The organism is Pedobacter humicola, from assembly GCF_056490705.1.
Map to the genome: position 1 here is coordinate 156,487 of NZ_JBWJIG010000009.1, position 24,130 is coordinate 180,616.

Genomic DNA, 24,130 nt, shown 5'->3' on the forward strand with positions numbered 1-24,130 from the left:
GGTTTTCGGGCCTTAAACCCTCCACCTTCCAGCTTTCTGTCGCAAAAATCTATCTTTCGCCTCTTTTTCTGTTTCCGCCAAATCTTCTGTTGTTGCTGGCGTTGCGTGGTTTACCGCTCATGTTGCCATCGGCACTCCTTTTGGCACCGCCACCGCCTTTTGATTGGGCTTGTGGTTTGCGTTTAACCTGGTTTTTGGCCAACATACTTTCCCAGCTTAATGGATATGGATGATTATCAACCACTGGAAGTGTAATTTTAATCAGTTTCTGGATATCCAGTAAATACTCATTTTCTTCTGCATCACAGAAAGAAATCGCAATACCATTAGCACCGGCACGACCCGTACGGCCAATTCTGTGTACATACGATTCGGGGATATTCGGAAGTTCGAAATTGAAAACATGCGATAACTGATCGATATCGATACCACGGGCAGCAATATCGGTAGCCACCAAAACGCGGATTTTTCGGTCTTTAAAGTCCGTTAATGCGCGCTGTCTGGCATTTTGTGATTTATTTCCATGGATGGCGGCAGCTTTAATACCTGCATGCGCTAAATCCTTGACAATACGGTCGGCACCATGTTTGGTACGGGTAAAAACCAAAGCGGTTTGAATATCTTTGTCTTCTAAAAGATGGATCAGTAATTTCTTTTTATCAGGTTTGTCAACAAAATAAACTGATTGAACAATCGTTTCGGCTGTTGAAGAAATAGGGGTAACCTCTACTTTCGTTGGGTTAGACAAAATCGTATTGGCCAATTTCTGGATTTCATCTGGCATGGTTGCCGAGAAAAATAGTGTCTGGCGTTTTGTTGGCAATTTAGCCACCACTCTTTTCACATCGTGGATAAAACCCATGTCCAGCATACGGTCGGCCTCATCTAACACAAATAATTCGATAGTGTTTAAATTGATGAAGCCCTGGTTCATTAAATCCAGTAAACGGCCGGGTGTTGCTACTAAAATATCAACGCCTTTTTTTAAAGCTTCTACTTGTGCGTGTTGGTTTACTCCACCAAAAATGACCAGGTGGCGTAAGTTTAAATTACGGCCATAAGCTTTAAAGCTTTCTTCAATCTGAATGGCAAGCTCACGTGTTGGCGTTAAAATTAACGCCTTTATGTTTTTTGTAGCTTTGGTATTGACGTGTTTCTCGTGCAATAACTGCAACATCGGGATGGCAAAGGCAGCTGTTTTCCCAGTTCCTGTTTGTGCGCAACCTAATAAATCTGTGCCTTTTAGTATCGTTGGAATGGATTGCTCCTGTATTGGTGTTGGTTGTGTATAACCTTCGGTCTCAAGGGCCTTTAAAATGGGCTCAATGAGGTTTAATTCTTTGAATAACATGTATGTTTCTGTGTAATATTTATCGAAGAAGCTAGAACAATCATTTGTTGAAGGACTAACTTGCGGAGAGAATATGCCATTCAGAATGGCAAGCCCTTATTCCTGCTTCGGTGGCAAAGATACAAATTAAAAATGGGAAATATAAAATATACATCATATGGTATTAATGCTTTTGATGTTGGACATCAGACGCTCACAATACCCTTCAAATCTTAAATCATAGGTCCAATAAATTAAATGTATATGTAATTATTATTTTTTGTATATTTATTTTATGTTAAAAGTATTTAACGCGCTTATGTGTATGTATACTTTTTTAATTCTATTATGTAAATCATAAATAGCTAACCAACTATCTAACCAATTATGAAACCTATGAGAAAAAAACTACACCCTTTTACAAGAAGTTCATTCTTATTTATTTACCCCTGAGTTAAGCAGGTGTAAATCGATCGACCATTATTAAACTTAAAAAGTTGCTGTAAATTATATTGCTGATGCCACGCATTTGGCCTTTTTTTAGCAACTCGATTACAAATCACTAACTATCATTATTAACTTATGAAACAAAAACTATCTTTCTTCAGGAGGAGCTATGTTCTCTTGTGCCTCAGTATGCTGTTTGCAATCAAGGCAAGTGCGCAGTCTAAAGTGACCGGTAAAGTTACTGCGAGTGATGATAAACTCCCCATAGTTGGCGCCACCATAAAAATCAAAAATGGAGCTGGCGGAACCACTACAGATGCCAGCGGATTATTTTCAATTGCGGCAAAGCCTGCCGATGTATTGGTTATTTCTTTTATTGGATACGGATCAAAAGAAGTTACAGTGGGTAATCAGAGCAATATTTCCATCGTGTTGCTCGCCGAAAACAATAAACTTTCAGAAGTGGTAGTAACAGGCTACTCCAGTCAGCGTAAAAAAGATCTGACCGGAGCGGTAGCTGTAGTAAGTATGGGGCTATTAAAAAGTCAGCCTGCTGCAAGTGCAGTAGAAGCTTTACAGGGTAAGGCTACAGGGGTGCAAATTATAAACGACGGAGCGCCAGGTTCTACACCACAGATCCGGATCCGTGGCACAAGTACCATTAATAATAATGAGCCGTTATATGTGATTGATGGGGTGCCTTTTGAAGGCAAACTTTCGTGGCTTAACCAAAATGATATCGAAAGTATGCAGGTGTTAAAGGATGCATCTTCAGCCTCCATTTATGGGTCGCGGGCAAATAATGGGGTAGTGATTGTCACCACCAAAAAAGGCGTAACTGGCGCACCAAAAATCACCCTCGATTCGTATTATGGTACACAGGCACCACGTAAGAGTAGTTTTCCCGAAATGATGAATCCACAACAATATGCGCAATATGTGTTTGATGGTTATAAAAATGCAGGAAAAACGGTAGCTGCAGGCAAAAATTACGGCTCGGGCCCAACTCCCATATTGCCTGATTATCTGGTTGCCGGTTCAAAATTAGGTCAGGATGTTACTGCTGCAGATGCTGATCCTTCCAAATATAACTATAGCAGGGATCCCAACCTTTTTTATCAGATTACCAAAGCAAATAAAGCAGGTACAAACTGGTTTGATGAGATTACTGATTCGGCGCCGATCCAGAATTATCAGATCAGTGCTACGGGCGGTGGCGAAAATGCAACTTATGCGTTTACAGGTGGATACCTGAACCAAAAAGGAACTATCCAGTATACCGGTTTTAAAAGATATAATTTTAGGTCAAATACCACCATTTCTGCTTTTAACAAACATGTACGTTTCGGCGAAAATGCACAATACAGCTACTCGGAAGGTTATGGTTTTGGTGTTAACCCGAATACCCCTGGAAGTTATCAGGATCAGGGAAGTGCTTTAGGCTGGGCTTACCGTATCCCAACCATTATTCCCGTTTACGATATAGCCGGTAATTTTGCGGGTAGCCGTGGAAGCCAGTTGGGCAATGCCGAAAACCCACTTGCTTTCCTTTACCGGGCCAAGGATAATAAAAACAAAAGCAATTTCTTTTTCGGAAATGTTTTTGGGGAGGGCGATATCCTTCCGGGCCTCGTATTAAGAACCAATTTTGGTTTACGGTACGAAAACTTTAACGGTTTATCAATGCGTTATCCAAATTTAGAATTTTCTGAGGGTAACAACTCCAACAACCTGAACGAATACCAGGGTTATAATACCGAATGGACCTGGACCAATACTTTAAACTATAGCAAGGTTTTTAACGAGCTGCACAGGGTGAATGTACTTGTTGGTACAGAAGCCATCAGATCAAGATCGCGGCAGTTAAATGCAGGGCGGAATGATTTCTTCATTTTGGGGAATCAGGATTATTATTATCTAAGCACAGGTTCTTCTAATATCAGCAATACCAGCTTTGGATCTATCGGCTCATTATTCTCTTTATTTGGAAAAGTAGATTATTCTTATCACGACCGGTATCTGGCGAGTATTACGATCAGACGTGATGGTTCTTCAAACTTTGGCCCTAATAATAAATACGGTAATTACCCGGCAGCAAGTGCCGCATGGCGATTATCGGAAGAAGAATTTATGAAAAGTATTAAATGGCTGAGCGATTTAAAACTCCGTGTAGGCTATGGTCAAACCGGAAATCAGCGGATCCCGCCATATCAATATATCAACCGCTTTCAAAGCTCAATTATCAATTCTGCCTATGCCGTTGGTGGTGCAAATGGATTAACCACTGGCGTTTGGCAAAATGCCTATCAAAATACGGATGTGAAATGGGAATCGTTAAAGGCACTTAACATCGGGCTTGATTTTAGTCTGTTAGGTGGTGCCATTGATGGATCGGTTGACTGGTATAACAAAAAAACATCGGATATGCTTTATAATCTTCCTTTGCCATCAAGCGTGGTCGGTTTAGGTAGTTCACCATTTGTGAATATTGGTGATATGAGCAATAAGGGGATCGAATTTAATGTAGCCTATCACTATGGCTTAAAAGACGACAGTCCGCTTAAATTTGATATTGGGCTGAATTTCTCTAAAAACAAGAATGAAATTGTGCGCCTGGCACCTGGTATTTTTAACCAGATTTATGGTAATTACAGGAGCTTACAAACCAGTGTATTGCAGGAAGGTGCCCCATTTGGTTCATTCTTCGGTTATAAAACCGCGGGAATTTATCAAAGTACAGCAGATATTCAGAGCAATCCATCGTATGCAGGTGCCAGGTTTGGTGGTCTGCGTTATCAGGACATTAACGGCGATGGCATAATCGATCCAAAAGACCGGACCATAATCGGAGACCCCAATCCAGATTTTACTGTTGGGATAAATTTAAATGCATCTTATAAGAATTTTGATATTTCTGCATTTATTTATGGGGTTCAGGGGAATGATATTTTTCAGGCCACACGTTACTTCACTGATTTCCCTTCTTTCGATGGCGCTAAAAGCACACGCTTACTTAATGCATGGAGCCCTTCAAACCCGACCAGTTTAACACCTTCGGCTTATGCTGGTGCTTCGGATCTGGAGTTTGCGTCATCAAGTTATTATATTCAGGATGGAAGTTTTTTAAGATTGAAGAATATACAGCTTGGCTACTCGATCCCAACTACTAAAGTGTTTGGTTCCGATTCGCCTATAAACAAATTGAGGGTATATGTGAGTGCAACCAATTTATTTACAATAACAAAGTACACGGGCATGGATCCGGAGGTGAGCCAGATTACAGATACGTTCTCCGCTCCAGGGGTAGATCAGGGTGTTTATCCTTCTCCACGTCAGTTTTTAATTGGTATTAATGTTGGATTTTAATAAATAGAAACAAAGATGAAACAAATAAAATATATCCTGCTTTCCTTCCTGATCTGTGCGACGTTTTCCTGCAAGAAGGAATTTTTGAATCTTCAGCCTCAGGGCGAGCTTACGGAATCGCAGTTAACCACACAAGATGGGGTGGAAGGACTACTGGTAGGTGCTTATGGCCTGTTAAATGGCAATGTTAATGGCACTTATGGTAACTATGGCGCTGCACCAAGTCAATGGCTGTTTGGGGAGGTAGCTTCAGATAACGCACATAAGGGCAGTAGTGTTGGTGATCAGCCCCCGATGAACGCCATCGAACAACATTCGCCAACCAGCACCAATGATAACTTGTCTAATCTGTGGGACAGGTGTTTTGAGGGCATACAACGCTGTAACAATACGCTTAAAATACTGGCCAATTTGCAGTCAGGCAACGGTTCGGCTAAATTTAGCGATGCCCGCGCCAAAGAGATACAGGGCGAGGCGCGTTTGTTGCGTGCGCATTATTACTTCTTTCTGGTGAGGGTATTTAAAGCGGTTCCTTATGTTACCGAAGCCTCAAGTGGTACATTCGTGCCAAACGATAAAGATATTTATCCGAATATCGTAGATGATCTTCAGTTTGCTGTAGCCAACCTAAGTACAACCAAGCCTAAAAATCAAAAGGGAAGGGTTGATAAATATGCTGCTCAAGCTTACTTAGGAAAAGTATTTCTGTATCAGAAAAAATATCCTGAAGCTTATGATCTGCTTAACGCGGTAATTTTGGCCAAAGCTGATCTGACTACCATGCCTTATGCCGATAATTTTGATATTACCAAAGAAGATGGGCCTGAAACCATTATGTCTGTTCAACATTCGGTTGGAACCGACGGTACTGGTGGAGATAATGGAAATGTTGGCGATATCCTGAATTTCCCTTATGGTAACACACCGATCAACTGTTGCGGTTTCTTCCAGCCTTCTATCGATCTGGCCAATTCTTTCAAAGTTGATATAGCTGGTTTGCCATTATTAGATGGAAGTTATCGTACAAATCCTTATCAATCAGATTTTGGTTTAACCGGAGCAGCAAAAGACAATTATGTAGTGGATAAAACCTTGCCTTTTGATCCACGTATAGAATCAACCATAGGCAGACGTGGTGTTCCTTATCGTGATTGGGGAATAATGGCCGGCGATACCTGGATCCGTGATGCTTCAAATGGTGGCCCTTTTGTTCCTGTAAAAAATACAATAGAAGCTGCACAGATTTCAAGCGGGACAGCACCGGGTACAACAAATGTAACCGGTTTAAATGTAAACCTGATCCGCTTGGCTGATGTTTACCTGATGGCTGCAGAGTGTGCAGTAGAAAAAGGCGATCTGCCGAGAGCTTTAACACTCGTAAATGCGGTACGGTTGCGGGCAGCAAAAATTACACCGCAACAGATAAATGGTGCACCTACTGCCGCCTATAAAGTAAGCACATATACTTCATTCCCTAACGATACCTATGCCAGAAACGCAGTGCGTTTCGAACGCAGGTTGGAATTGGCCATGGAAGGACACCGGTTTTTTGATCTTGTGCGCTGGGGCATAGCCAAGCAGACCTTAGAAAGCTATTTTTCTTTCGAAGGTGGGTATTTCGACTATTTAAAAGGACTTACCATTGAAAGCAGGGATGAATATTTTCCTTTACCTCAGGATCAGATTGATAGAAGTAAGGGGACACTTAAACAAAGTCCCGGATATTAGGAATCAGTTATAAAAGAAATGCATGAGTGGAACAATTAAAGTAAAATTGGCCACTCATGTTTTTGCTTAATTAGATAACCTCTTATTTAAACACTCACGATGATATTGCCTTTAATTTAAGCTAAAATCAAAACTCATTTTGTTTGGCTGCTGCTGCATTTCTAAATTTAGTTTATTCACCATATTATTAAATTCTGTGTTATTGATTACTTCATTATTGGCTAACCATACCAGGTTTCGGTAGTTTTCTTCACTGGTGAAGCCAAAATTTATCTGGCCGTATTTTTGGAACAAAAAGGTATTTCTCGTTGCTTTTAGCGTGTCAATAAAAGTATTCACTTCTGCTTTTGATGGTTTGTTCTGTAAAAATTCAATAGCATCTATATTGCCATGTTTCACCAGATAAAAATTTCTTTTATAGGTGATTAAAAACAAGATCAAGAGGATCACCGATAAGCCAAAATAGAAGTAGTAAACCGAACTTTCAACACCATCCCCATCATTTCTTAACAAATACAATAGGATAGACACCATACATAGTATAGTGGACGAGAATAGAAGGCCATAAATACCCCTATTGTTTTTATAAGTTCTGACACCTACGTTTTCATAGGTGATCAGATATTCACTTGAACTCAGTAAACTCCTCTGTTTTACTTCAAGTCCGTTTTCTTTGATTAAAAATGATTTGTACCTAAACCTGAAGTCTTTTTGTACAAGTGATTCGTTCATATTTATTAGATTGTGTCAACTCCTAACTCAAAACTCCGAGTGCCCAACTATTTTTCCTCCTTAAACCTGCTGAAAAACAACAGCGCAATTAAACAAAGTCCAAAACCTACAATTCCATTCAGGCGTAATCCAAAATCGTTGCCTGGGTCCTTCCCGTAGATGGTAAGCATCGCGAAAATAGCGATACCTAAGGTTTGTCCGAGTTTTACAAAAAGGTATTTCACAGCGAAAAACATGCCCTCGTGGTTTTCTCCTGTTTCTAAGGTGTCTTTTTGGGCAATATCGGCTAAGATGGCCGTAGGTAAAATACCTAGTGCCGCCAAAGGAAAGGAAGCGGATAATACCAGGATGTAAATCTGTGTGTGCGGGCCGAAAGGTAATTTGCCTAAAAAGAAGATCGTGACGAAAATTAAGCATAGCACAGCGAAAGCGAGCAATACAAAGGGTTTTTTACCAATTTTAGCGGAGCCAAAGTTAACTAACGGGTAAAAAAGCAAGGAAGCCATCACCATGGCGCCCATAAATTTCCCCCCTTCTGATTCTGGCAAACCCAGTAAAACGGTACAGAAAAACAATAAACCGCTTGATATAATGCTTAATGCGGTATAAAAAGCAAAGTCGGAAATCAAATAGTATTTAAAATTGCTGTTTTTAAAGGTGCTCCTAATCGCCGGCCATAACGGCACATGGGTAGGTTTTGCAACAGAGAACTCTTTTTCGTTGATGAAAAAAACAGGCAACAACATCACCAGTCCTGATAAAATACATAAGCCCCATATGGCTATCTGAATGGCCTCGCTGCGGTTGGCCACATGAAAATGATCTTCAACCAGGTCGGCGAAATTGTTGGTGCAGGCCGATAAAATAATTCCGACTACAAAACCAACCTGCTGATAACTGGAGAGCTTAACTTTTTGCCTTGGTGTGTTGGTTACTTCGGCCAGTAAGGCATTATAAGGAATAATATAGGTGGTAACCGACACAAAGAACAAACAGAGTGTGACAGTGAGCCACCAGGCATTGTGCAGGCTTTCTGTTTTTTGGATGGGGTAAAAAACCAAGGCGCAGAAAATCATGGCCGGAATAATGGCCAATTTCATAAAAGGCATCCGGCGACCGTTTTTATTGGTACTGGCATCACTTCTGGAGGCAATAAAGGGATCGTAAATGGCATCAACCAATCTGCCCGAAGCCGCAATGATTGACAGGATATTAAATGCACCCAACAAAACCAGCTGCGGTACCAATGGCGGTAAACCTGCATTGCTCGGTGGCAAATAGAAATAGGGAAGCATGACGATGATAATATTCGTCATCGTGCTCCAACCGATCATACCTGCAGCATAAGCAATTTCTTGTTTTAAGGAGAGTGTTTTGTTCATTAATTTTTTTTAAAAGTGTTTTCTATACCTGGCAGGTTTCGAAAACCTGCGAAGTTTGAACTGTGAATAACTATTTCTTAAACCATCCGCTTATAAAATAAATAGCCAGAAAGCCTGCAAAAATATATAGTCCGTTCAATGCCGCATTCGGATCATCAGCATAAATACTGAAGGCAACAAAAGTATAAGCAGCAATAAAAATAATAGGCAATATAGGATATAAAGGAACAGTGTAGATGGTTTTTTTATCAAGATGTGCCGTTCTTTTTCTGAGGATGAAAATTGTAGCCGCAGAACTGGCCATACTGATACTTTCTAAGAAAATAGTGTAGTTTAAAATCTTGTCGAAGGTTTTTGCGTAAAAAATAATAACAACCGAAATTAAGGTGAAAACCGTTAAACTAATGGCGATTACCTCTGTTTTTTTATTCATCCTGCTGAATATTTTTGGCAGTGCCCCTTCTTCGCCCATGGCAAACATGGCTCTTGGATTACTGAGCAGGTTTACATTCACATAACCCATTACCGAGAAAAAGATGATGACCGAAAGTGCATTAAAACCTGCAGGGCCAAATATTTTTGAAGCCAGTATCGCAGCGATGCTTTCGGCAGATTTTAGCTCTTCGAAACCAATTACTTTTACATACACGTAATTAATGGCTAGATAAAGGATCACAATAATGGTTAAACCGATGATAATGGAACGTGGAATTACTTTTTTTGCTTCTTTTACTTCACCGCCAAAGTTGATGGTTTGGGCATAACCCGCGTAAGAGAAAGAAACCGCAATTAAACATAGGCCAAGTGCTTTTCCATAATCAGACCAAGTGGGCAAAGCTCCTGTTGCCGTTTTAAAAATCGGGGTAACTGTTTGTGTTTGTCCACCGAAAAATAGGGCACAGATTAAGGTTAAAATCATTCCGATTTTAATCACAGTCAGTACATTTTGTGTTTTCGAACTCGCTTTTAAGCCTAAAAGATTAATGAAATAAAACACTAAAATGGTGGTGATGGCTATGGCCACCCGATAGGTTTCAGTTTGTTTATCTACAGGTAAAATAATTTTACTCAGGTATTCTGCACCAATAATGGAGATGGCTGCAACAGAGGCTGCGCTTGAGATAATGACGATGCAATTAATGGCAAAGGCTATGGAAGGGTGATAAGCTGATGAGAATATCTTATAATAACCACCTGTTACCGGAAAACGTGAACCGATTTCGGCATAAGTTAATGCACCACAAAAAGCGACAAAACCACCAATAAACCAAGCCAGGTAAAAAAGTTCTGGAATTTGTGCTTTGGCCGCCACATTTACGGGAGTACGGAAGACGCCCATCCCGATAACCAAACTCACCACAATCATGGATAAATCGAATAGCGAAAGCTGTTTCTTTTGTTGCATTAAATAGAATTTTGAATATTGGGTTGAAGATAGGGAAAATATGGAAGAGGTGAGATGGAAAATGTGTGTTGGAAAAAGGATGATGAACTAATGATAAGTCTACTCATACGCAACCATCATCCATTTTACATATTCCATTATCATGTTTGTATGTTGAAATTTTCTTTTGCGAGCATCAGGGAATAAAACTATTATTGTATCATAATTCTGAAGAGCTTATTTGAAAATATTTTTATTTCAATCATCAGGTTTATTTCTACAAATTCTTCATTGCTTTGCAAACCAAAAGATGCAGGGTTTTTCATTGAAGAACAGATAAATACAATATGGCAGAAGTAATTTATAACGACGACAGTATTCGTTCATTAGATTGGAAAGAGCACATCAGGCTTCGTCCGGGAATGTACATTGGTAAACTTGGCGATGGTTCTGCACAGGATGACGGTATTTACGTTTTGTTAAAGGAAATTGTAGATAATTCGATTGATGAGTTTGTAATGGGTACTGGAAAAACAATCGAAATTACGCTATCTGAGCAAAAAGTGAATATTCGCGATTACGGTCGGGGTATTCCATTAGGTAAGGTAATCGACTGTGTGAGTAAGATCAATACCGGTGGTAAATACGATAGCAATGCCTTTCAAAAGTCTGTTGGTTTAAACGGGGTAGGGACCAAGGCCGTTAATGCACTTTCGACCAGTTTTACCGTACAGTCTTACCGTGATGGAAAAACGAAAAAAGTAGAATTTTCGAAAGGAGAAATCGTTACGGAACAGCCCATTATCGATACCACCCAACGCAATGGTACGGCAATTACTTTTTATCCGGACGAAACCATTTTCAGAAACTATCACTACATTCCTGATTTTGTAGAAAGCATGGTTTGGAATTATGTTTTCCTAAACACAGGTTTAACTGTAAATTTCAATAACCAAAAATACTTTTCGGAAAGAGGTCTTTACGATCTGCTTTCTAAGTTTAATAAGCCAGAAGAAATCCGTTATCCCATTATCCACATGATAGGACCGGATATCGAAATTGCGATGACCCACGGGCAGCAATATGGCGAAGATTACCACTCGTTTGTTAACGGGCAGCATACTACACAAGGTGGGACACACCAGGCCGCTTTTAGGGCAGCAGTGGTAAAAACGGTTAGAGAGTTTTACAAAAAAGAATTTGATGCAGCCGATGTGCGTTCATCTATTATCGCGGCAATCTCTGTGCGTGTGCAGGAACCGGTTTTCGAATCTCAAACCAAAACAAAGCTGGGTTCGCAAAATATGGGACCCGAAGGACCATCGGTAGCTACTTTTATTAATGATTTTGTTAAAAAGGAATTGGATGATTACCTGCATAAGAATAAAGAGGTTGCTGATGCGCTAGAGAAAAGGATTCTTCAATCGGAACGTGAGCGTAAAGATATTGCCGGAATTAAAAAACTGGCGAATGATAGAGCTAAAAAGGCATCTTTACACAATAAAAAACTGCGTGATTGTAAAGTGCATTTTAATACAACGCACGAGAAGCGCTACGAAACCACCTTATTTATTACCGAAGGTGATTCTGCATCGGGTTCGATCACCAAATCGCGGGATGTAGATTGCCAGGCTGTATTTAGTTTAAAGGGTAAACCCTTAAACTGTTACGAGCTCACCAAAAAAGTGGTTTACGAAAACGAAGAATTTAATCTTTTACAGCATGCTTTAAATATCGAAGATGGTTTAGAGGGGCTGCATTATAACAATATCGTAATCGCAACCGACGCAGATGTGGATGGTATGCACATCCGTTTGCTGATGATGACCTTCTTCCTTCAGTTTTTTCCTGATCTGGTAAAAGCAGGCCATGTGTATATTTTGCAAACACCGCTTTTCAGGGTGCGGAATAAAAAGGAAACGATTTATTGTTATAGTGATGAAGAACGAAAAAATGCGATCGAAAAACTGGGCAATAAACCAGAAATTACCCGATTTAAAGGGCTGGGGGAAATTTCTCCTGACGAATTTGGCTTGTTTATCGGAAAAGATATCAGGTTAGACCCGGTGATTTTGAAAGATCAAACGATTAAGAGTTTGCTTGAATACTACATGGGTAAAAATACTCCAGATAGGCAACAGCACATTATCCGCAATCTCAGGGTAGAGAAGGATGAGGTGACTGAAGAACTTAAAGTGATTACTGACGAAGTGGCTTAAAAAAGCCTCAGGGTTATCGTTAAACCAAGGAAGTCAAGCTTTTAAGTTTGACTTCCTTGGTTTAACCGAGAGCGGTTTTTCCTGCAAGGAAGATGCTGAAATAAATTCAGTATGACGACCGGGTCATCAATATTTATAGAATTATTCCTTTTTCACCTCAACCGTATCTTCCGGGTGCTGTGGTGGCAGTACATCTACCTTTTTCTCTACAATAGTAATTTTGGTAAACACGGCATACTTGCTAGGGGAGATGCCATTATCATATTTTTCGGCGTAAGCCTGAGTAAATTCTGCACCAAAGTAGAGTATAATCGAGGTATAATAAATCCACAATAAAATCACGATGATCGAACTGGCTGCGCCAAAGGCAGAGCCTGGATTTCCCTTTTCGATATAAATCCCGATCAGGTATTTACCCAAACTGAACAGCACGGCGGTAAACAAAGCACCGATAATGGCTGATTTCCAGCGGATGATCACATCTGGTAATACCTTAAATATAATCGTAAAAACAGCCGTAACAGCGGCCAGGGTAATTACGTTATTCAAAATATAAATCAATAATTCCATGGTATCATTTGCTACCGGAATCACTTTATCTATATCACTTTTAGACACCAGTGAAACCAGTTTATCGCCTAAACCCACCACGATACTGTTGATCACCAACGAAACGAGTAATAAAAAGCCCATGGATACGATCAGTGAAAACGAAAGCAACCTGTTGGTGAGCATCTTTAGCCAGCCTTTTTTTGGGATGGCTTTTACTTTCCAGATGATATTGATGCTATCCTGTATTTCGATAAATATAGCCGTAGCGCCAACAATCAGTGTACCTATTCCAATAATTAAACCTATGGTAGATTGCCCGGTTTTATTGGCATGTTCTACAAAACCTTGAATTTGTATAGCCGCATCCTTGCCGACCATTTCGGTAACCTGCCCATAAAACTGACCTCTTGTTTCGTCATTTCTTTTGTCGCCAAAAAATAGGGTAGCGGCGGATAAGATGATAATAATGAGCGGCGTAAGCGAAAAAATGGTATAATAAGCTAATGATGCACTCAACTTAGTGATCCTATCCTCGATAAAACCTTTGCCAGCCGCAATAAACAGATGGTAAAGCGCAATAAAGAAATCTTTGATCTTATGGATTACTTTCATCGAAAAATTAAAACGGATAGCCTATCCCAATGTTAAAAATTAAATTCTGTTTACGCCAGTCTTTGTTGCCAAAGGCGATATCATCAAATACCCACCGCTGTCCTTCTGGTAAGTAAGGCTTACGCACTGGGAAAGCCACATCCAAACGCACTACAAAAATCGTGGCATCAACGCGTAAACCCGCACCAGTACCAACAGCCAGTTCGTTTAGCGCGTTCTTTAATTTAAAGCCAGAACCAAGTCTTGCGGTCTCTGGTTTACCAGGTTCTCCAAGATCTTCTTTTCTTAGCCAGATATTTCCGGCATCTACAAACAATGCACCATATAAGATACTTACGATTTTAAAACGGAGCTCAGAGTTCAACATTAATTTAATATCGCCCCCCTGGTCGGCAAAGATGGCATCATCTCTAACTTTATAAGTACCCGGGCCTAAAGTTCTGGCCGGAAAAGCCCTGATATCGTTACTGCCGCCTGCAAAAAACTGCCTCACAAATGGTAATGATGTACTTTGGCCATAGGCATAACCGTAACCAAGGTTTAACCTATTGGCCCAGATTAAGTTTTTATTGATTTTATAATAATCCCTTAAGTCGGCTTCTACCCTTATATACTGAGATAAAGGCACATTGAATAGCGTACGTTTTCCTTCATCATTTTTGGGTACAAAAGCACCCCACACATTGCCGCCAGTTTCTAAACCGCCATAGAAATAAGTGTTATTTCGGCGGCTATCCTCCATCTGGTTGGTATAGGTAAAGTTATAGTTGCTGCCGATAATTAATTGGTTTTCTAAGGTAGTTCTTAATAATGGATTCACCCTATATAAACTATCCATAACATCGTCATTTGGAAAAGCTGTAGAAATATAGCTAACCGATATCGGATTGAAATTATGCTCCTTATAAATGTTCTCTTTAAAGTTATAACCAAACTCGCCTTTAAAAGCATTCAAAGTATATTCTGAGCCCCGGTTTAACATCTGATAAGAAAGCGAAGCAATGGTTTTTGGGATAAAAGCGGTGGTACTATTGGGTTTGTAAAAAGGAACAATAAACCTGGGGAAAGTCAGTTTACCTTCGGCAGTTAATGATAATGAGTTTTTACCTAAAGAAGTTCCTTTTGTTTGTGTCTCAAAGCCGCCGCTTACACTAATGTCCAGTTGTTCTGCATTTCTGAACAGGTTTCTGGTGGTTTGTGTCACCTTCACTTCCGAACCCACAAAATTGTTCGATTTACTCGTTCCGGTAACCGAAAAGGTAAGGGAGTTTTTCTTTAAAGGCGTTAAATAAATGTTCAGGTCGAGCTGGTTATTTTTGAAACTGTCAACAGGCAGGAATTCTACTCTTACATCCTGAAAAGCACCCACATTTACCATGCGGTTTAATGATTGGTTATGGTCTTTACGGTTATAAAGTTCGCCTTTTTGAAAGAACACCAACCGGTCAAAAAGTCTCGGTTTAAAGGTGTTTTTATCATCGTAGATATTGAAATCTTTATATTCTAAAGGTTTTAGCCTTCTTAAAGTGCTGTCTCTCCGTAATGAATATGCAGGATATATATTGATGTTTTTGATGGTATAAGGTTTTAAACCCGCATCTGGTGCGATATCCTTTACCTTTACCGAAACATTCACGAGATTTTTGCCAATGGTGCTGTCTACCTGCATAATCAGGTAATCGGGACTGAAATAGAAATAACCGCTTTCTTTCAGGTCGTTATCAATCCTGATCCGTTCATTTTTATAGGTATCGATATCATAATAATCGCCAACTTTTAATAAGGTTTTGTCCTTATTGGTATTAATGATTTTAGTTAATACACCAGAATCAGGCGGGAAAGTAACTTTATTGATTTTATAACGCTCTCCGGTAACAGCAGTATAAATGGCCTTACCTTTTTTGTCTTTAACTATGGTATCGCCAGTAACTTCTGCCTGCAGATAACCCTCGCTGATTAAATAGCTAGACAATACATCATTATTGTATTTCAATTTTACTTCACTCAACAACACAGGCGGTTCTCCTTGCCTGCGCAACCAGTTTCTGAGTCCTTTCGGCTTTTTAGGTTCGCCCGCAAGGTTATAAATGCCCAATTTAAACTTAATGCCCAGAAATGACTTATTAGGTCGTGGGCGGGTTTTATTTTCTAAATCGGATTTAACCTGTTTTTCATCATCAATTTTGCCAGAAGTATCGGGATTAATTTTTACTTCGGCACCGGTGTATAAAATTTGTCCCGGTTTTAAGGATTTGGTACTACTGCAGGCCGCCCAAACTAAACAGGCCAATAAAAATAAAAGAGGTCTAGTTAGTTTTCTCATCTTGTGCTTTCTGTTCAATGTTTCTTATTCTTCTAATTCTTTTCTTTTGGAATATCTCTTTAAATTTATTGTAATCTACCACAAGGGTAAAGCCCAAACCGGTTTCAATAATCTGGCCCTGTACAATCATGTCGTTCTGGTTTCGGCGGTAGGCCCTTAAGCGGTATCGGCCATCAGCTGATAATGCATATTCAACATTTACGTTTCCGGCAATATTGGTTGATTTTTCTCCCGGTGCCTGTGGGCCTTCCAGGGCAAAGGAACTTCCAACGGTAACGGTTAAACGATCGTTCAGCAGTTTTTTTGATAAACCCACCTCCAGATCTGTTTTTTGCTGCATCGAACCTGTTGAGTAATCTTCCGATGAATTTACGCCAAAATTAAGATCTACACCCTGTATCAGATCAGAGGTTAAATTGTTCAACTGCTCGGTTAACAATTTACTTACACTCGAACGTGCAAGGGTAGAAACACCGCCTCCGCCACCAGCTAAACTTTGGAATGGATTGTTGGCAATAAACCTGTTTAAGGCCAATAGCGCAAATACCTGTTTATTCAATTCGCTTTCGTCGCGGTTTACGTTGAGCAATTTGGTATAAACGATGCCACCCAGTGCGCCGCGTTCATTTTCTGGTAAATCTAATTTAAAGGAGATAATCGGTTTTAAAAGCTCACCTTTCATCATTAAATATACCTGAAACGGCAGTTTTGTTTTAGCTTGAATATTAGATGGATCGTTGATTAAATCAATAGGTGCCGCATTAACTTCGTAGAGGGCACTTAAATTAACATTTGCCGTAGTTGGCTCTCCCGTCCAGATAATAGTGCTACCTTTTACCAGTTTAAATTCTTTCTTACCCAACGGGCCAACTGACAAGTTATAAGAACCATCAATAATCTCGTAACGTCCGGTTAAGCTGATTTTACCACTTGGATCCATCGTTGCATTTAAATTTGCGTCGCCTTTTACATTTAAGGCGTCACCGTTTGATGGATCTACCACAACATTAAGCTCAGCTTCAGGATCGATAGTTACTGCCGCAACAAGGTTGATGCCTTTAACAGGAGATTTACTGATGCTATCAACCTTTAAAGCTTTCTGTCCGTTAAAGGGTGGCGCATCTGCATCGATAAACTGCACAATGCCATCCTGGTCAATAATAGAAGGATCACTTGATGGAAGTGCGAAGAAGAATTTTGTTCCTTTATTTACCTTGATGTTCATGTTTACATCAGGCTGGTTTAAATCTCCACGGACCTTAATATCGCTGGTTAAAAATACGGTTCCGTAAATCATATCATTATCGGCTGCAGTGGAGTTGATCGCCCTGAAATTATTCATTCTGACATCCAAGCCGAAACGGTAATTTTTAAAATCAGTGGTGTACACTTTTCCATTGATAGTGGCCTTTTGATTTAAGGAATCGATCAGAGTAAAATTGTTGAAGCTGATGCCTTCGTTTGTAAACGAAATCTTCTCATTCGGCATACGGAAAAATGAATTTACGTAAGCCACATTAAAGCCTGCATTATTGAAGGTTAAATCGCCCAGGATCTTAGGAGCGGTTAAGGCACCTTTAACGGTTAGTTCGCCGGTTAAGGTACCGGTACCACGTCTGAGCTGACCGGCAGATAAACTCTCGATGTTTTTCATTTCGATCTTGTCGATATTTACCCGAAGATCTAAGGCACTTTGTGGTGCGGTATAATAGAACCCGTTAACCCTTAATTCGTGTACGCCGGTTAAAGCCACATTTACCTCAAAGGCATTTTCAGTATTGTTATTTACGGCTAAACGTAAGGTACCCAACTGATCTTTTTGATAACGCAACTGATCGATGGTGAGGTTTGCTTCGAATTTTGGTGTTGATGCCAGATCTTTAACATTAGCGGTTCCGTTTAAGCGGCCGCCAACTAAAGTGGTATCGGTTTCTGCAAATTTAGTGAGGGTCTCCAATTGGAAATCTTTAAAAGCTACAGCCAATGGTGCATTGGGTTCGGTAGGATTGCTGTTGATGGAGAGCGACTGACCGCTATTGCTGATCTCGAATTGATTAACCAGTATACCCGAAGCGCCAAACTGGATGTAATTGTTTTGCGAAACCACCCATTTTTGATAATCGAGCAATAATTTTTGTGGATCTAAAGTGAATTTAAAATCTTTATTGATGGATTGAAAGGTGCCACCAATTACATATTTATTCTTCAGTTGTCTATCACGCAGGAAGATATTCACGCCCAAATTGTTGTTCGCCGCATCACCACTTACTTCTGTATTAAAGAGTGCGATTGATGGACTTTGTAAGCTTTTAACCGTCAAGCTGTAATCTAGCTTATTATTGTCGTTATTGATGTTCAACACGGTGGTATCGACTTTAAAATCGCCGTATACTACCTGAGGGAAATTACCTTTAATCTGTAGGCTGTCTTTTTGCGTATCGATCAATCCGTAAAACTGCGATTGTTTAAACACGGTCAACTGTGGTACAAATTCTTTTAAAAGCTTAGAATCATAAACCTGTACAAAGAACCTCAAACGTTGATCAGGAACTTTGGTTATAGTACCAAAGGCATAATATTTATTAATCTGGTTGATAATTGCGCCACCTAGCTTTGATAATTGGTATTTGCCATCCAATTTTGCCGATAAAATTTCTGATTTTAAAGTCAGTTCGTTTTCAGTAGCGGTTGATTTTGCACGGATGGAAATCGTGTCTACATTGATTCTCTGTTTGTCTTTTACCAATTGCAGTCCGGTAACATCAACCGAACCATTTAGATAATCGGCATCAGCGGTGGCCAGATCTACCTTAACAACACCTGCCGCGCTTAAAACAGTCGGACTAAAATTCAGTGCCTGTAAGTTTACCTGTTTTAAATTCAGATCAGCTTTTACTGCAGGATATTTTCCTGCCATATTTACTTTCGCATCTAAATTAAAGTTGGCATTGCTATCGGGCATGCTGCTTTTGATGCTGATGTTCTGGTTACTGTAATTTCCGGCAAGGCTTAAATTGCGGTAAGTATATTTGTTGTAGTAAGCACTAAGCACCTTTGCGTTAAATTTTGCATTGATTTTTTTAGGATCGAGACCAGTGCCCACTACGTTTGCCTTAACCGAAACGCGGCCAAGTTTTGGCTGCATTTTTAATAGCCTGCCTACATTAAAGTTGTTTAGGCTGATATCTGCTTTATAACTTTCCTTACCCTTTGGCCCTTTCATGCCTGCTACTAAAATTGCACCGCCCATATCGGTATTGATATTAAGGTTGGTGTTAAAATCGGTCATCGAGCCTTTAAAATTACCTTTTGCATCAATTACATTTGGCAATTCGATGGAGGGTGGCAAAGATTTTTTAGGTACAGCAACCAAAATATCGCTTTTGGTTACATGCAGTTTCTTTATGTTTAAATCAAGAAAGGTTTTTTTGATATCAGGCAATCCCTTTGCTTTTCCGCTGATATCGATCTGTGTGTTTTTTAATCCGGTAACCTGCAGTTTTGGGATATTCAGGTTATTCAGAAAACCATCCACATTGGCGGTGATTTTTATTTTTTCGTTGCGGTAATTGGCAGGTACTGCATCACTAAACAAACCAGCGTCCTTTAACCCAATCGTGGTGTTTTTAAGGGCTATATTGAGTTTTACACGTTCCGGATGTTTGGTTAAATCCTCCATCGAAGTGAAATTTAACTCTGTGGCATTTTCAATTGAGGTATTTGGCGTTTTGAGAATAAAATTGCTGAGTTTAATCTGTTTGTCGTTATACACAGCATCGCCACGTAATTCATCCAGCACAAAACCGCTTTTCTCTTTTAACGAACCATTTTTAACATTTACCTTGATGCCCGCTGCACTATAATTTACATCGCTTGCACCCAAATTAAGCTGGTCGATTTTAAGATGGTTGAAATCCATTCCCTTTTTTGCAGGTTTGGCGCCGAGGTTATCAAACTGTACATTGTTATCAGCAAGGCTAATATTCTTAATGATTAAACCCAAAGGAGATTTTTCGGGAACTACGGTATCCTTAACTTTCTTTAGATCGTTGCTGGGTGCAGGTTTAAAAGCAAAAAGGATATTAGATTTATTTAAATGGGCATCATCAACCGAATATTTACTGTTGGTTAAATCTACCTTCAGGTTTGCCAGGCCCAGATCATTTACATCAGCAATGGCTTTGGTGGTCGAGAGCTGATCGTCATAATTTACCTTCACATTGCTGAAAACAAAATTCTGTACTTCGATTAGTGGCAGTTTACCCTGTTCTTTCTGGCTACTATCTACACTGTTAGTAATGTGCTGAACAAGTTTGACAAGTGGTTTTTGCTGTAAATAACGCAGAGAAGTATTCACCAGGCTTAATTCTTTGATTACATAATGTTGATTAGCCAGATCGAAATCTTTTATTTTAGTTTTAAAAGCACCTAAATATAATTTCACGTCGTTACCTGCAACGTCATCACGGTAGTTGATGCCGATATCTTCAAAAGAAACTTTATCAACGGAGAATTTTAAGGTAGATGTGGTATCCGTTTTTACCTTTTCTTCAGGTTTTTTCTGATCGCTGGCAAACGCATCAACCAGGAATGAAAAATTAAATGTGGTATCGGGCGTGATGCGCTTTACATTGGCGCGTACATTTTTTAGTTCAATATCATTGATCTCCACAGTATTTTTTAACAGCTTAAATAAGCTGATATCCACTGCGAGTTTTTCGGCATATAATAAGGTATCGCCTTTGCGGTCTTCGATATAGAATTTGTTTAGAACCACATCTTTTGGCAAAGCAATTTTGATGCTTTCCAGACTCACTTCGGTCTTGGTTTTGTTTTTAAGGTAGTTTATAGCCTTACCTTTAACAAAATTCTGAACCGCTGGGATGTTTAGGGATAGGGCTACACCAACTACCAGGATGATGATGGAAGCAATTACCCACAATAAAATTTTAAGACTTTTGCGTACGTATTTATTCAAAGCTAAGGGTGTTTGGTGTTTGATAAATGCTAAAAGCATGCCATTAAAATTAAATTTAAGGCAGGATTTACTAAATAATACAAAAATTAACTTAAATTGTTCGCCCGCTATAAAAATTTAACATTGGCGGTTTTATAATTCGTTAAAAATGAATGTAATAAATCTAAATATATCTTTTGAACAATACGAAAGTATTATAGAATTAACATTGGCAGACCGAAGCCTTTGTGAACAGGCAGAACAGGCTCTAAATACTTCATATTCTCCTTATTCGAAGTTTAAGGTAGGTACAGCCATCCGCCTCGCCTCGGGCGAAACCGTGCTGGGGAGTAATCAGGAAAATCTGGCTTATCCTTCGGGACTTTGTGCGGAACGTGTTGCCCTTTTTACTATTGGTGCGGCTTATCCAAATGCGGTAATTGAAACCATGGCCATTACGGCAAAGACTGATAATTTTGAGATTTTAAAACCAATTACCTCTTGTGGAGGCTGTTTGCAGGTGATGGCAGAGTTTGAACGCAAGCAAAAAATGCCGATTGAGGTGATTTTTTATTGCTTAAACGGTGAAGTACTAAAGGTACCCAGTGTAAAGAGCTTATTGCCTTTTTCTTTTGTGGAGGATCGATTAGAGCGGTAATTTCAGTTGAGAGTTTTCAGTTGAGAGTTTGGAGTTCTGGGCGCAGCGCCTTACCCTGACAAAGTTTGTGGATTAAGTTCGTTGTTGCAAGTCCCTATCCTTTAGAAGAGGGAAGCGGGGATAGTTTTATTAACTCAATAATTGAGTAGAGCGCTTTTAGTTTTTAGTGGGGAGTTTTGGGTGTGAGATCGGTAGTTCTGAACTCGTAGTAAGCAGTTCTGAGCTCGCAGTTAATCGTTCTGAAGTTGCTATTTCAATCTGAGGAAACCCGATTGATCAACGGTAAACCCATCGGTGATAGCTCACTAATCGACAGTAATTCATATCCCATCTCAAAATTTTCTTGTATCCTTTATAGCCTCCGTCAACAATTGTATATTTGATTTTTTAACCATATGAAGCATCTCTATATCCTTACCATCTTTGTTTTAATTTCTTTTGGTGCTTACGCCCAAACAGTACTGAAAAGCAAGTCAACTTATAAAATCACTTATTTCCGTTCTTCGGATGGCAAACCCAAAGAAGACCGGAATGCCACAATTGTAATTGCATCAGCAAATCAGAATTTGGTCAGCAATGCGGCCATACTCGATAATCAGGCAAAATATCCTTATGAGCAAAGTATTGTTACCAAACCAGGTCTGATTTTATTTCAACTTGCAGATTTGGCAGCAAATAACCAGATTGCTACCGCGGATAGTGTTGCAATCGGGAAACAAATTTTCGAATTCAGCAAAGAAACCAAAGTGATTTTAGGTTATACCTGTAAAAAAGCCACAACGGTTGTGAATTCGAACCGCATCGATTTATGGTACAGCACCGAAGCGGGGATCAAAGCCGCACCAACCATTTTGGGACAAAACCTTGGTCTGGTTTTAGAGCAGGTGCGTAATGGCAATAGTTTTGTAACCGCTGCAAAGATTGAAGAAGTTAAAAAACCGAAACCAATCGATTTACAAAAAATAAGTACCAAACTAACCGATGGATTAACCTATAAAGATCTGCTTTGGAAAAGCAGGTTTACCACTTTGAATGTTTTCAATAACGAACAGATCAACTTTATAGATAAACCACAATCGAACGATTCTATTTTTCGTTTTGCTGGTGGAACGGTAATCGCCAGAAAGGTTAAGTTTCCTGAATTGAAGGCTAAGCCCAATGTTTTTGTTGATCTGACTGAACAATCGAATGGCGATGCCTACGATCGAACGGGTTCAGTATTCATTATCCCGACGGATAAGCAGATCAGTTTAATGGATGCGCTTAAAAATTCGGTTAAAGACCTGCCGGTTTACGACAATGGGAACGGCAAAAAATACCAGGGCGTGGTGGCTACCATCAATTATAATCCTGTAATCGAACTGATGCGGTTTTTTACCCCTTTTGGAGTGGGAAAATACAATACCCTAAAACTCAAAGATAAAAACTGGGCGGAGAAAGTGTATTACCGGCAGGATGTGTCGGAACTGTTTCCGTTGGTGAATGGGAAAGAGGTATGGGTAGCTGTTTTTATCGGTAATTATGATAAGGGTGGGCATAAGGTGTCTTTGAATATTACACTGCACAACGGTGGAAGAGAAAAGGAAGCTAAAGAAGTGATTTTGCCATTGTTCAACTCGACCAACGTAATGGAAATGGCCGGACAGGAATATGCCACCATGTTTAGCAGCGATAAAGGTTTGGAAGTTTCTTTTACTTTAGCGAAAGATTTAAGAGATGCCAAACTGCGCTACATCACCACCGGTCATGGTGGCTGGGGGAATGGTGATGAGTTTGTACCACGAAAAAATACCATCTGGCTGGATGATAAAGAAGCTTTTGCTTTTACACCGTGGCGGCAGGACTGCGGTTCGTACCGTTTATCAAATCCTGCATCGGGTAACTTTGAAACCGGACTTTCTTCCTCCGATTTAAGCCGCTCGAACTGGTGCCCGGGTACGGTAACCAATCCCGAATGGATCAGTTTGGGTGATTTGAAAGCGGGAGTGCATAGCATAAAAGTAACCATCCCGATGGGAAAGCCAGAGGGCAGCAGCTCGAGCGCATGGAATGTTTCGGGGGTGTTGTTAGGAATGGAATAAGCATTTGATTTGTCATCCTGTATATCGGGAAGAATCTTTTTCTTGCTTTTTTTACCAGATAAGACATATATGCAGATATAAGCTTTAATCGCCACATATACTACGCTATCCCCCCTTTTTATTTTCAAGGAGGGAGGCTGGTTCTGCGCAATTGCAACCCCCAATAGTACCACACACTATTTTTCTAAACCGGATTGCAGCGGAGATCCTTTTTTGCGGCCTGAGCCTTGGCTGCGGACAAAAAAGATCGTAGCGGAAAGCCGGAATGACCGTTTAACAAACCTGCGGAACCCTGCTTTCCAAACCCTTTAAAAACAAAATTTCCAACTTTAAATGTGAATAACCTCTCTTTATTCTAT

Annotated in this window: 12 protein-coding genes; 5 read left to right on the forward strand and 7 right to left on the reverse strand. The window is 39.9% G+C overall.

Features of this window, described 5'->3' with window-relative positions:
• Window positions 1-49: 49 nt before the first annotated feature.
• Window positions 50-1,351, reverse strand: a complete 1,302-nt coding sequence (locus AC04Q1_RS15475; RefSeq protein ID WP_478365486.1) for a DEAD/DEAH box helicase — start codon at window positions 1,349-1,351, stop codon at window positions 50-52.
• A gap of 561 nt (window positions 1,352-1,912) precedes the next feature.
• On the opposite strand from AC04Q1_RS15475, the gene AC04Q1_RS15480 reads away from it, so the two are divergent.
• Both AC04Q1_RS15480 and AC04Q1_RS15485 read left to right on the forward strand, forming a co-directional pair.
• Window positions 1,913-5,143 (forward strand): SusC/RagA family TonB-linked outer membrane protein, encoded by a 3,231-nt coding sequence (locus tag AC04Q1_RS15480; RefSeq protein ID WP_478365487.1) that lies wholly within the window; start codon window positions 1,913-1,915, stop codon window positions 5,141-5,143.
• Window positions 5,144-5,158: 15 nt separating this feature from the next.
• Window positions 5,159-6,871 carry a RagB/SusD family nutrient uptake outer membrane protein gene (locus AC04Q1_RS15485; protein WP_478365488.1) on the forward strand — a complete coding sequence of 571 codons (1,713 nt, stop codon included), beginning with the start codon at window positions 5,159-5,161 and terminating at the stop codon, window positions 6,869-6,871.
• Window positions 6,872-6,982: 111 nt separating this feature from the next.
• On the opposite strand, the gene AC04Q1_RS15490 is transcribed toward AC04Q1_RS15485, so the two are convergent.
• From AC04Q1_RS15490 to AC04Q1_RS15500, 3 genes are all read right to left on the reverse strand, one after another.
• Window positions 6,983-7,603, reverse strand: coding sequence for a hypothetical protein (locus AC04Q1_RS15490; protein WP_478365489.1), 621 nt, complete (start codon window positions 7,601-7,603; stop codon window positions 6,983-6,985).
• A 47-nt stretch (window positions 7,604-7,650) separates the two neighbouring features.
• Window positions 7,651-8,985, reverse strand: coding sequence for an MFS transporter (locus AC04Q1_RS15495; RefSeq protein WP_478365490.1), 1,335 nt, complete (start codon window positions 8,983-8,985; stop codon window positions 7,651-7,653).
• A gap of 70 nt (window positions 8,986-9,055) precedes the next feature.
• Window positions 9,056-10,390, reverse strand: a complete 1,335-nt coding sequence (locus AC04Q1_RS15500; protein WP_478365491.1) for an APC family permease — start codon at window positions 10,388-10,390, stop codon at window positions 9,056-9,058.
• 326 nt (window positions 10,391-10,716) lie between these two features.
• Here AC04Q1_RS15500 and AC04Q1_RS15505 point away from each other — a divergent pair, with 326 nt between their 5' ends.
• On the forward strand, window positions 10,717-12,588 hold the full coding sequence (locus AC04Q1_RS15505; protein ID WP_478365492.1) for a DNA topoisomerase IV subunit B: 1,872 nt from the start codon (window positions 10,717-10,719) through the stop codon (window positions 12,586-12,588).
• A 141-nt stretch (window positions 12,589-12,729) separates the two neighbouring features.
• Here the strand turns inward: AC04Q1_RS15505 and AC04Q1_RS15510 are convergent, their stop codons facing one another.
• Genes AC04Q1_RS15510 through AC04Q1_RS15520 form a run of 3 tightly spaced genes read right to left on the reverse strand, consistent with a single transcriptional unit; the run spans window position 12,730 to window position 21,092 of the window.
• Window positions 12,730-13,752 carry a YihY/virulence factor BrkB family protein gene (locus AC04Q1_RS15510; protein ID WP_478365493.1) on the reverse strand — a complete coding sequence of 341 codons (1,023 nt, stop codon included), beginning with the start codon at window positions 13,750-13,752 and terminating at the stop codon, window positions 12,730-12,732.
• Between the two features lie 7 nt (window positions 13,753-13,759).
• The gene (tamL, locus tag AC04Q1_RS15515; protein WP_478365494.1) at window positions 13,760-16,075 is read right to left on the reverse strand and encodes a translocation and assembly module lipoprotein TamL; all 2,316 of its coding nucleotides are present in this window, start codon (window positions 16,073-16,075) and stop codon (window positions 13,760-13,762) included.
• On the reverse strand, window positions 16,059-21,092 hold the full coding sequence (locus AC04Q1_RS15520) for a translocation/assembly module TamB domain-containing protein (protein WP_478365495.1): 5,034 nt from the start codon (window positions 21,090-21,092) through the stop codon (window positions 16,059-16,061). The genes tamL and AC04Q1_RS15520 overlap by 17 nt, the downstream gene beginning before the upstream one ends.
• A 109-nt stretch (window positions 21,093-21,201) precedes the next feature.
• Here AC04Q1_RS15520 and AC04Q1_RS15525 point away from each other — a divergent pair, with 109 nt between their 5' ends.
• Both AC04Q1_RS15525 and AC04Q1_RS15530 read left to right on the forward strand, forming a co-directional pair.
• A complete protein-coding gene (locus AC04Q1_RS15525; RefSeq protein WP_478365496.1) occupies window positions 21,202-21,690 on the forward strand; it encodes a cytidine deaminase in 489 nt (162 codons plus the stop codon).
• Between the two features lie 395 nt (window positions 21,691-22,085).
• Window positions 22,086-23,771 carry a PNGase F N-terminal domain-containing protein gene (locus tag AC04Q1_RS15530; protein WP_478365498.1) on the forward strand — a complete coding sequence of 562 codons (1,686 nt, stop codon included), beginning with the start codon at window positions 22,086-22,088 and terminating at the stop codon, window positions 23,769-23,771.
• Window positions 23,772-24,130: the final 359 nt, after the last annotated feature.

Coding starts and splice junctions, on each gene's coding strand:
- AC04Q1_RS15475 (WP_478365486.1), bottom strand. CDS start 1,351: ATGTTATTCAAAGAATTAAACCTCATTGAGCCCATTTTAAAGGCCCTT.
- AC04Q1_RS15480 (WP_478365487.1), top strand. CDS start 1,913: ATGAAACAAAAACTATCTTTCTTCAGGAGGAGCTATGTTCTCTTGTGC.
- AC04Q1_RS15485 (WP_478365488.1), top strand. CDS start 5,159: ATGAAACAAATAAAATATATCCTGCTTTCCTTCCTGATCTGTGCGACG.
- AC04Q1_RS15490 (WP_478365489.1), bottom strand. CDS start 7,603: ATGAACGAATCACTTGTACAAAAAGACTTCAGGTTTAGGTACAAATCA.
- AC04Q1_RS15495 (WP_478365490.1), bottom strand. CDS start 8,985: ATGAACAAAACACTCTCCTTAAAACAAGAAATTGCTTATGCTGCAGGT.
- AC04Q1_RS15500 (WP_478365491.1), bottom strand. CDS start 10,390: ATGCAACAAAAGAAACAGCTTTCGCTATTCGATTTATCCATGATTGTG.
- AC04Q1_RS15505 (WP_478365492.1), top strand. CDS start 10,717: ATGGCAGAAGTAATTTATAACGACGACAGTATTCGTTCATTAGATTGG.
- AC04Q1_RS15510 (WP_478365493.1), bottom strand. CDS start 13,752: ATGAAAGTAATCCATAAGATCAAAGATTTCTTTATTGCGCTTTACCAT.
- tamL (WP_478365494.1), bottom strand. CDS start 16,075: ATGAGAAAACTAACTAGACCTCTTTTATTTTTATTGGCCTGTTTAGTT.
- AC04Q1_RS15520 (WP_478365495.1), bottom strand. CDS start 21,092: ATGCTTTTAGCATTTATCAAACACCAAACACCCTTAGCTTTGAATAAA.
- AC04Q1_RS15525 (WP_478365496.1), top strand. CDS start 21,202: ATGAATGTAATAAATCTAAATATATCTTTTGAACAATACGAAAGTATT.
- AC04Q1_RS15530 (WP_478365498.1), top strand. CDS start 22,086: ATGAAGCATCTCTATATCCTTACCATCTTTGTTTTAATTTCTTTTGGT.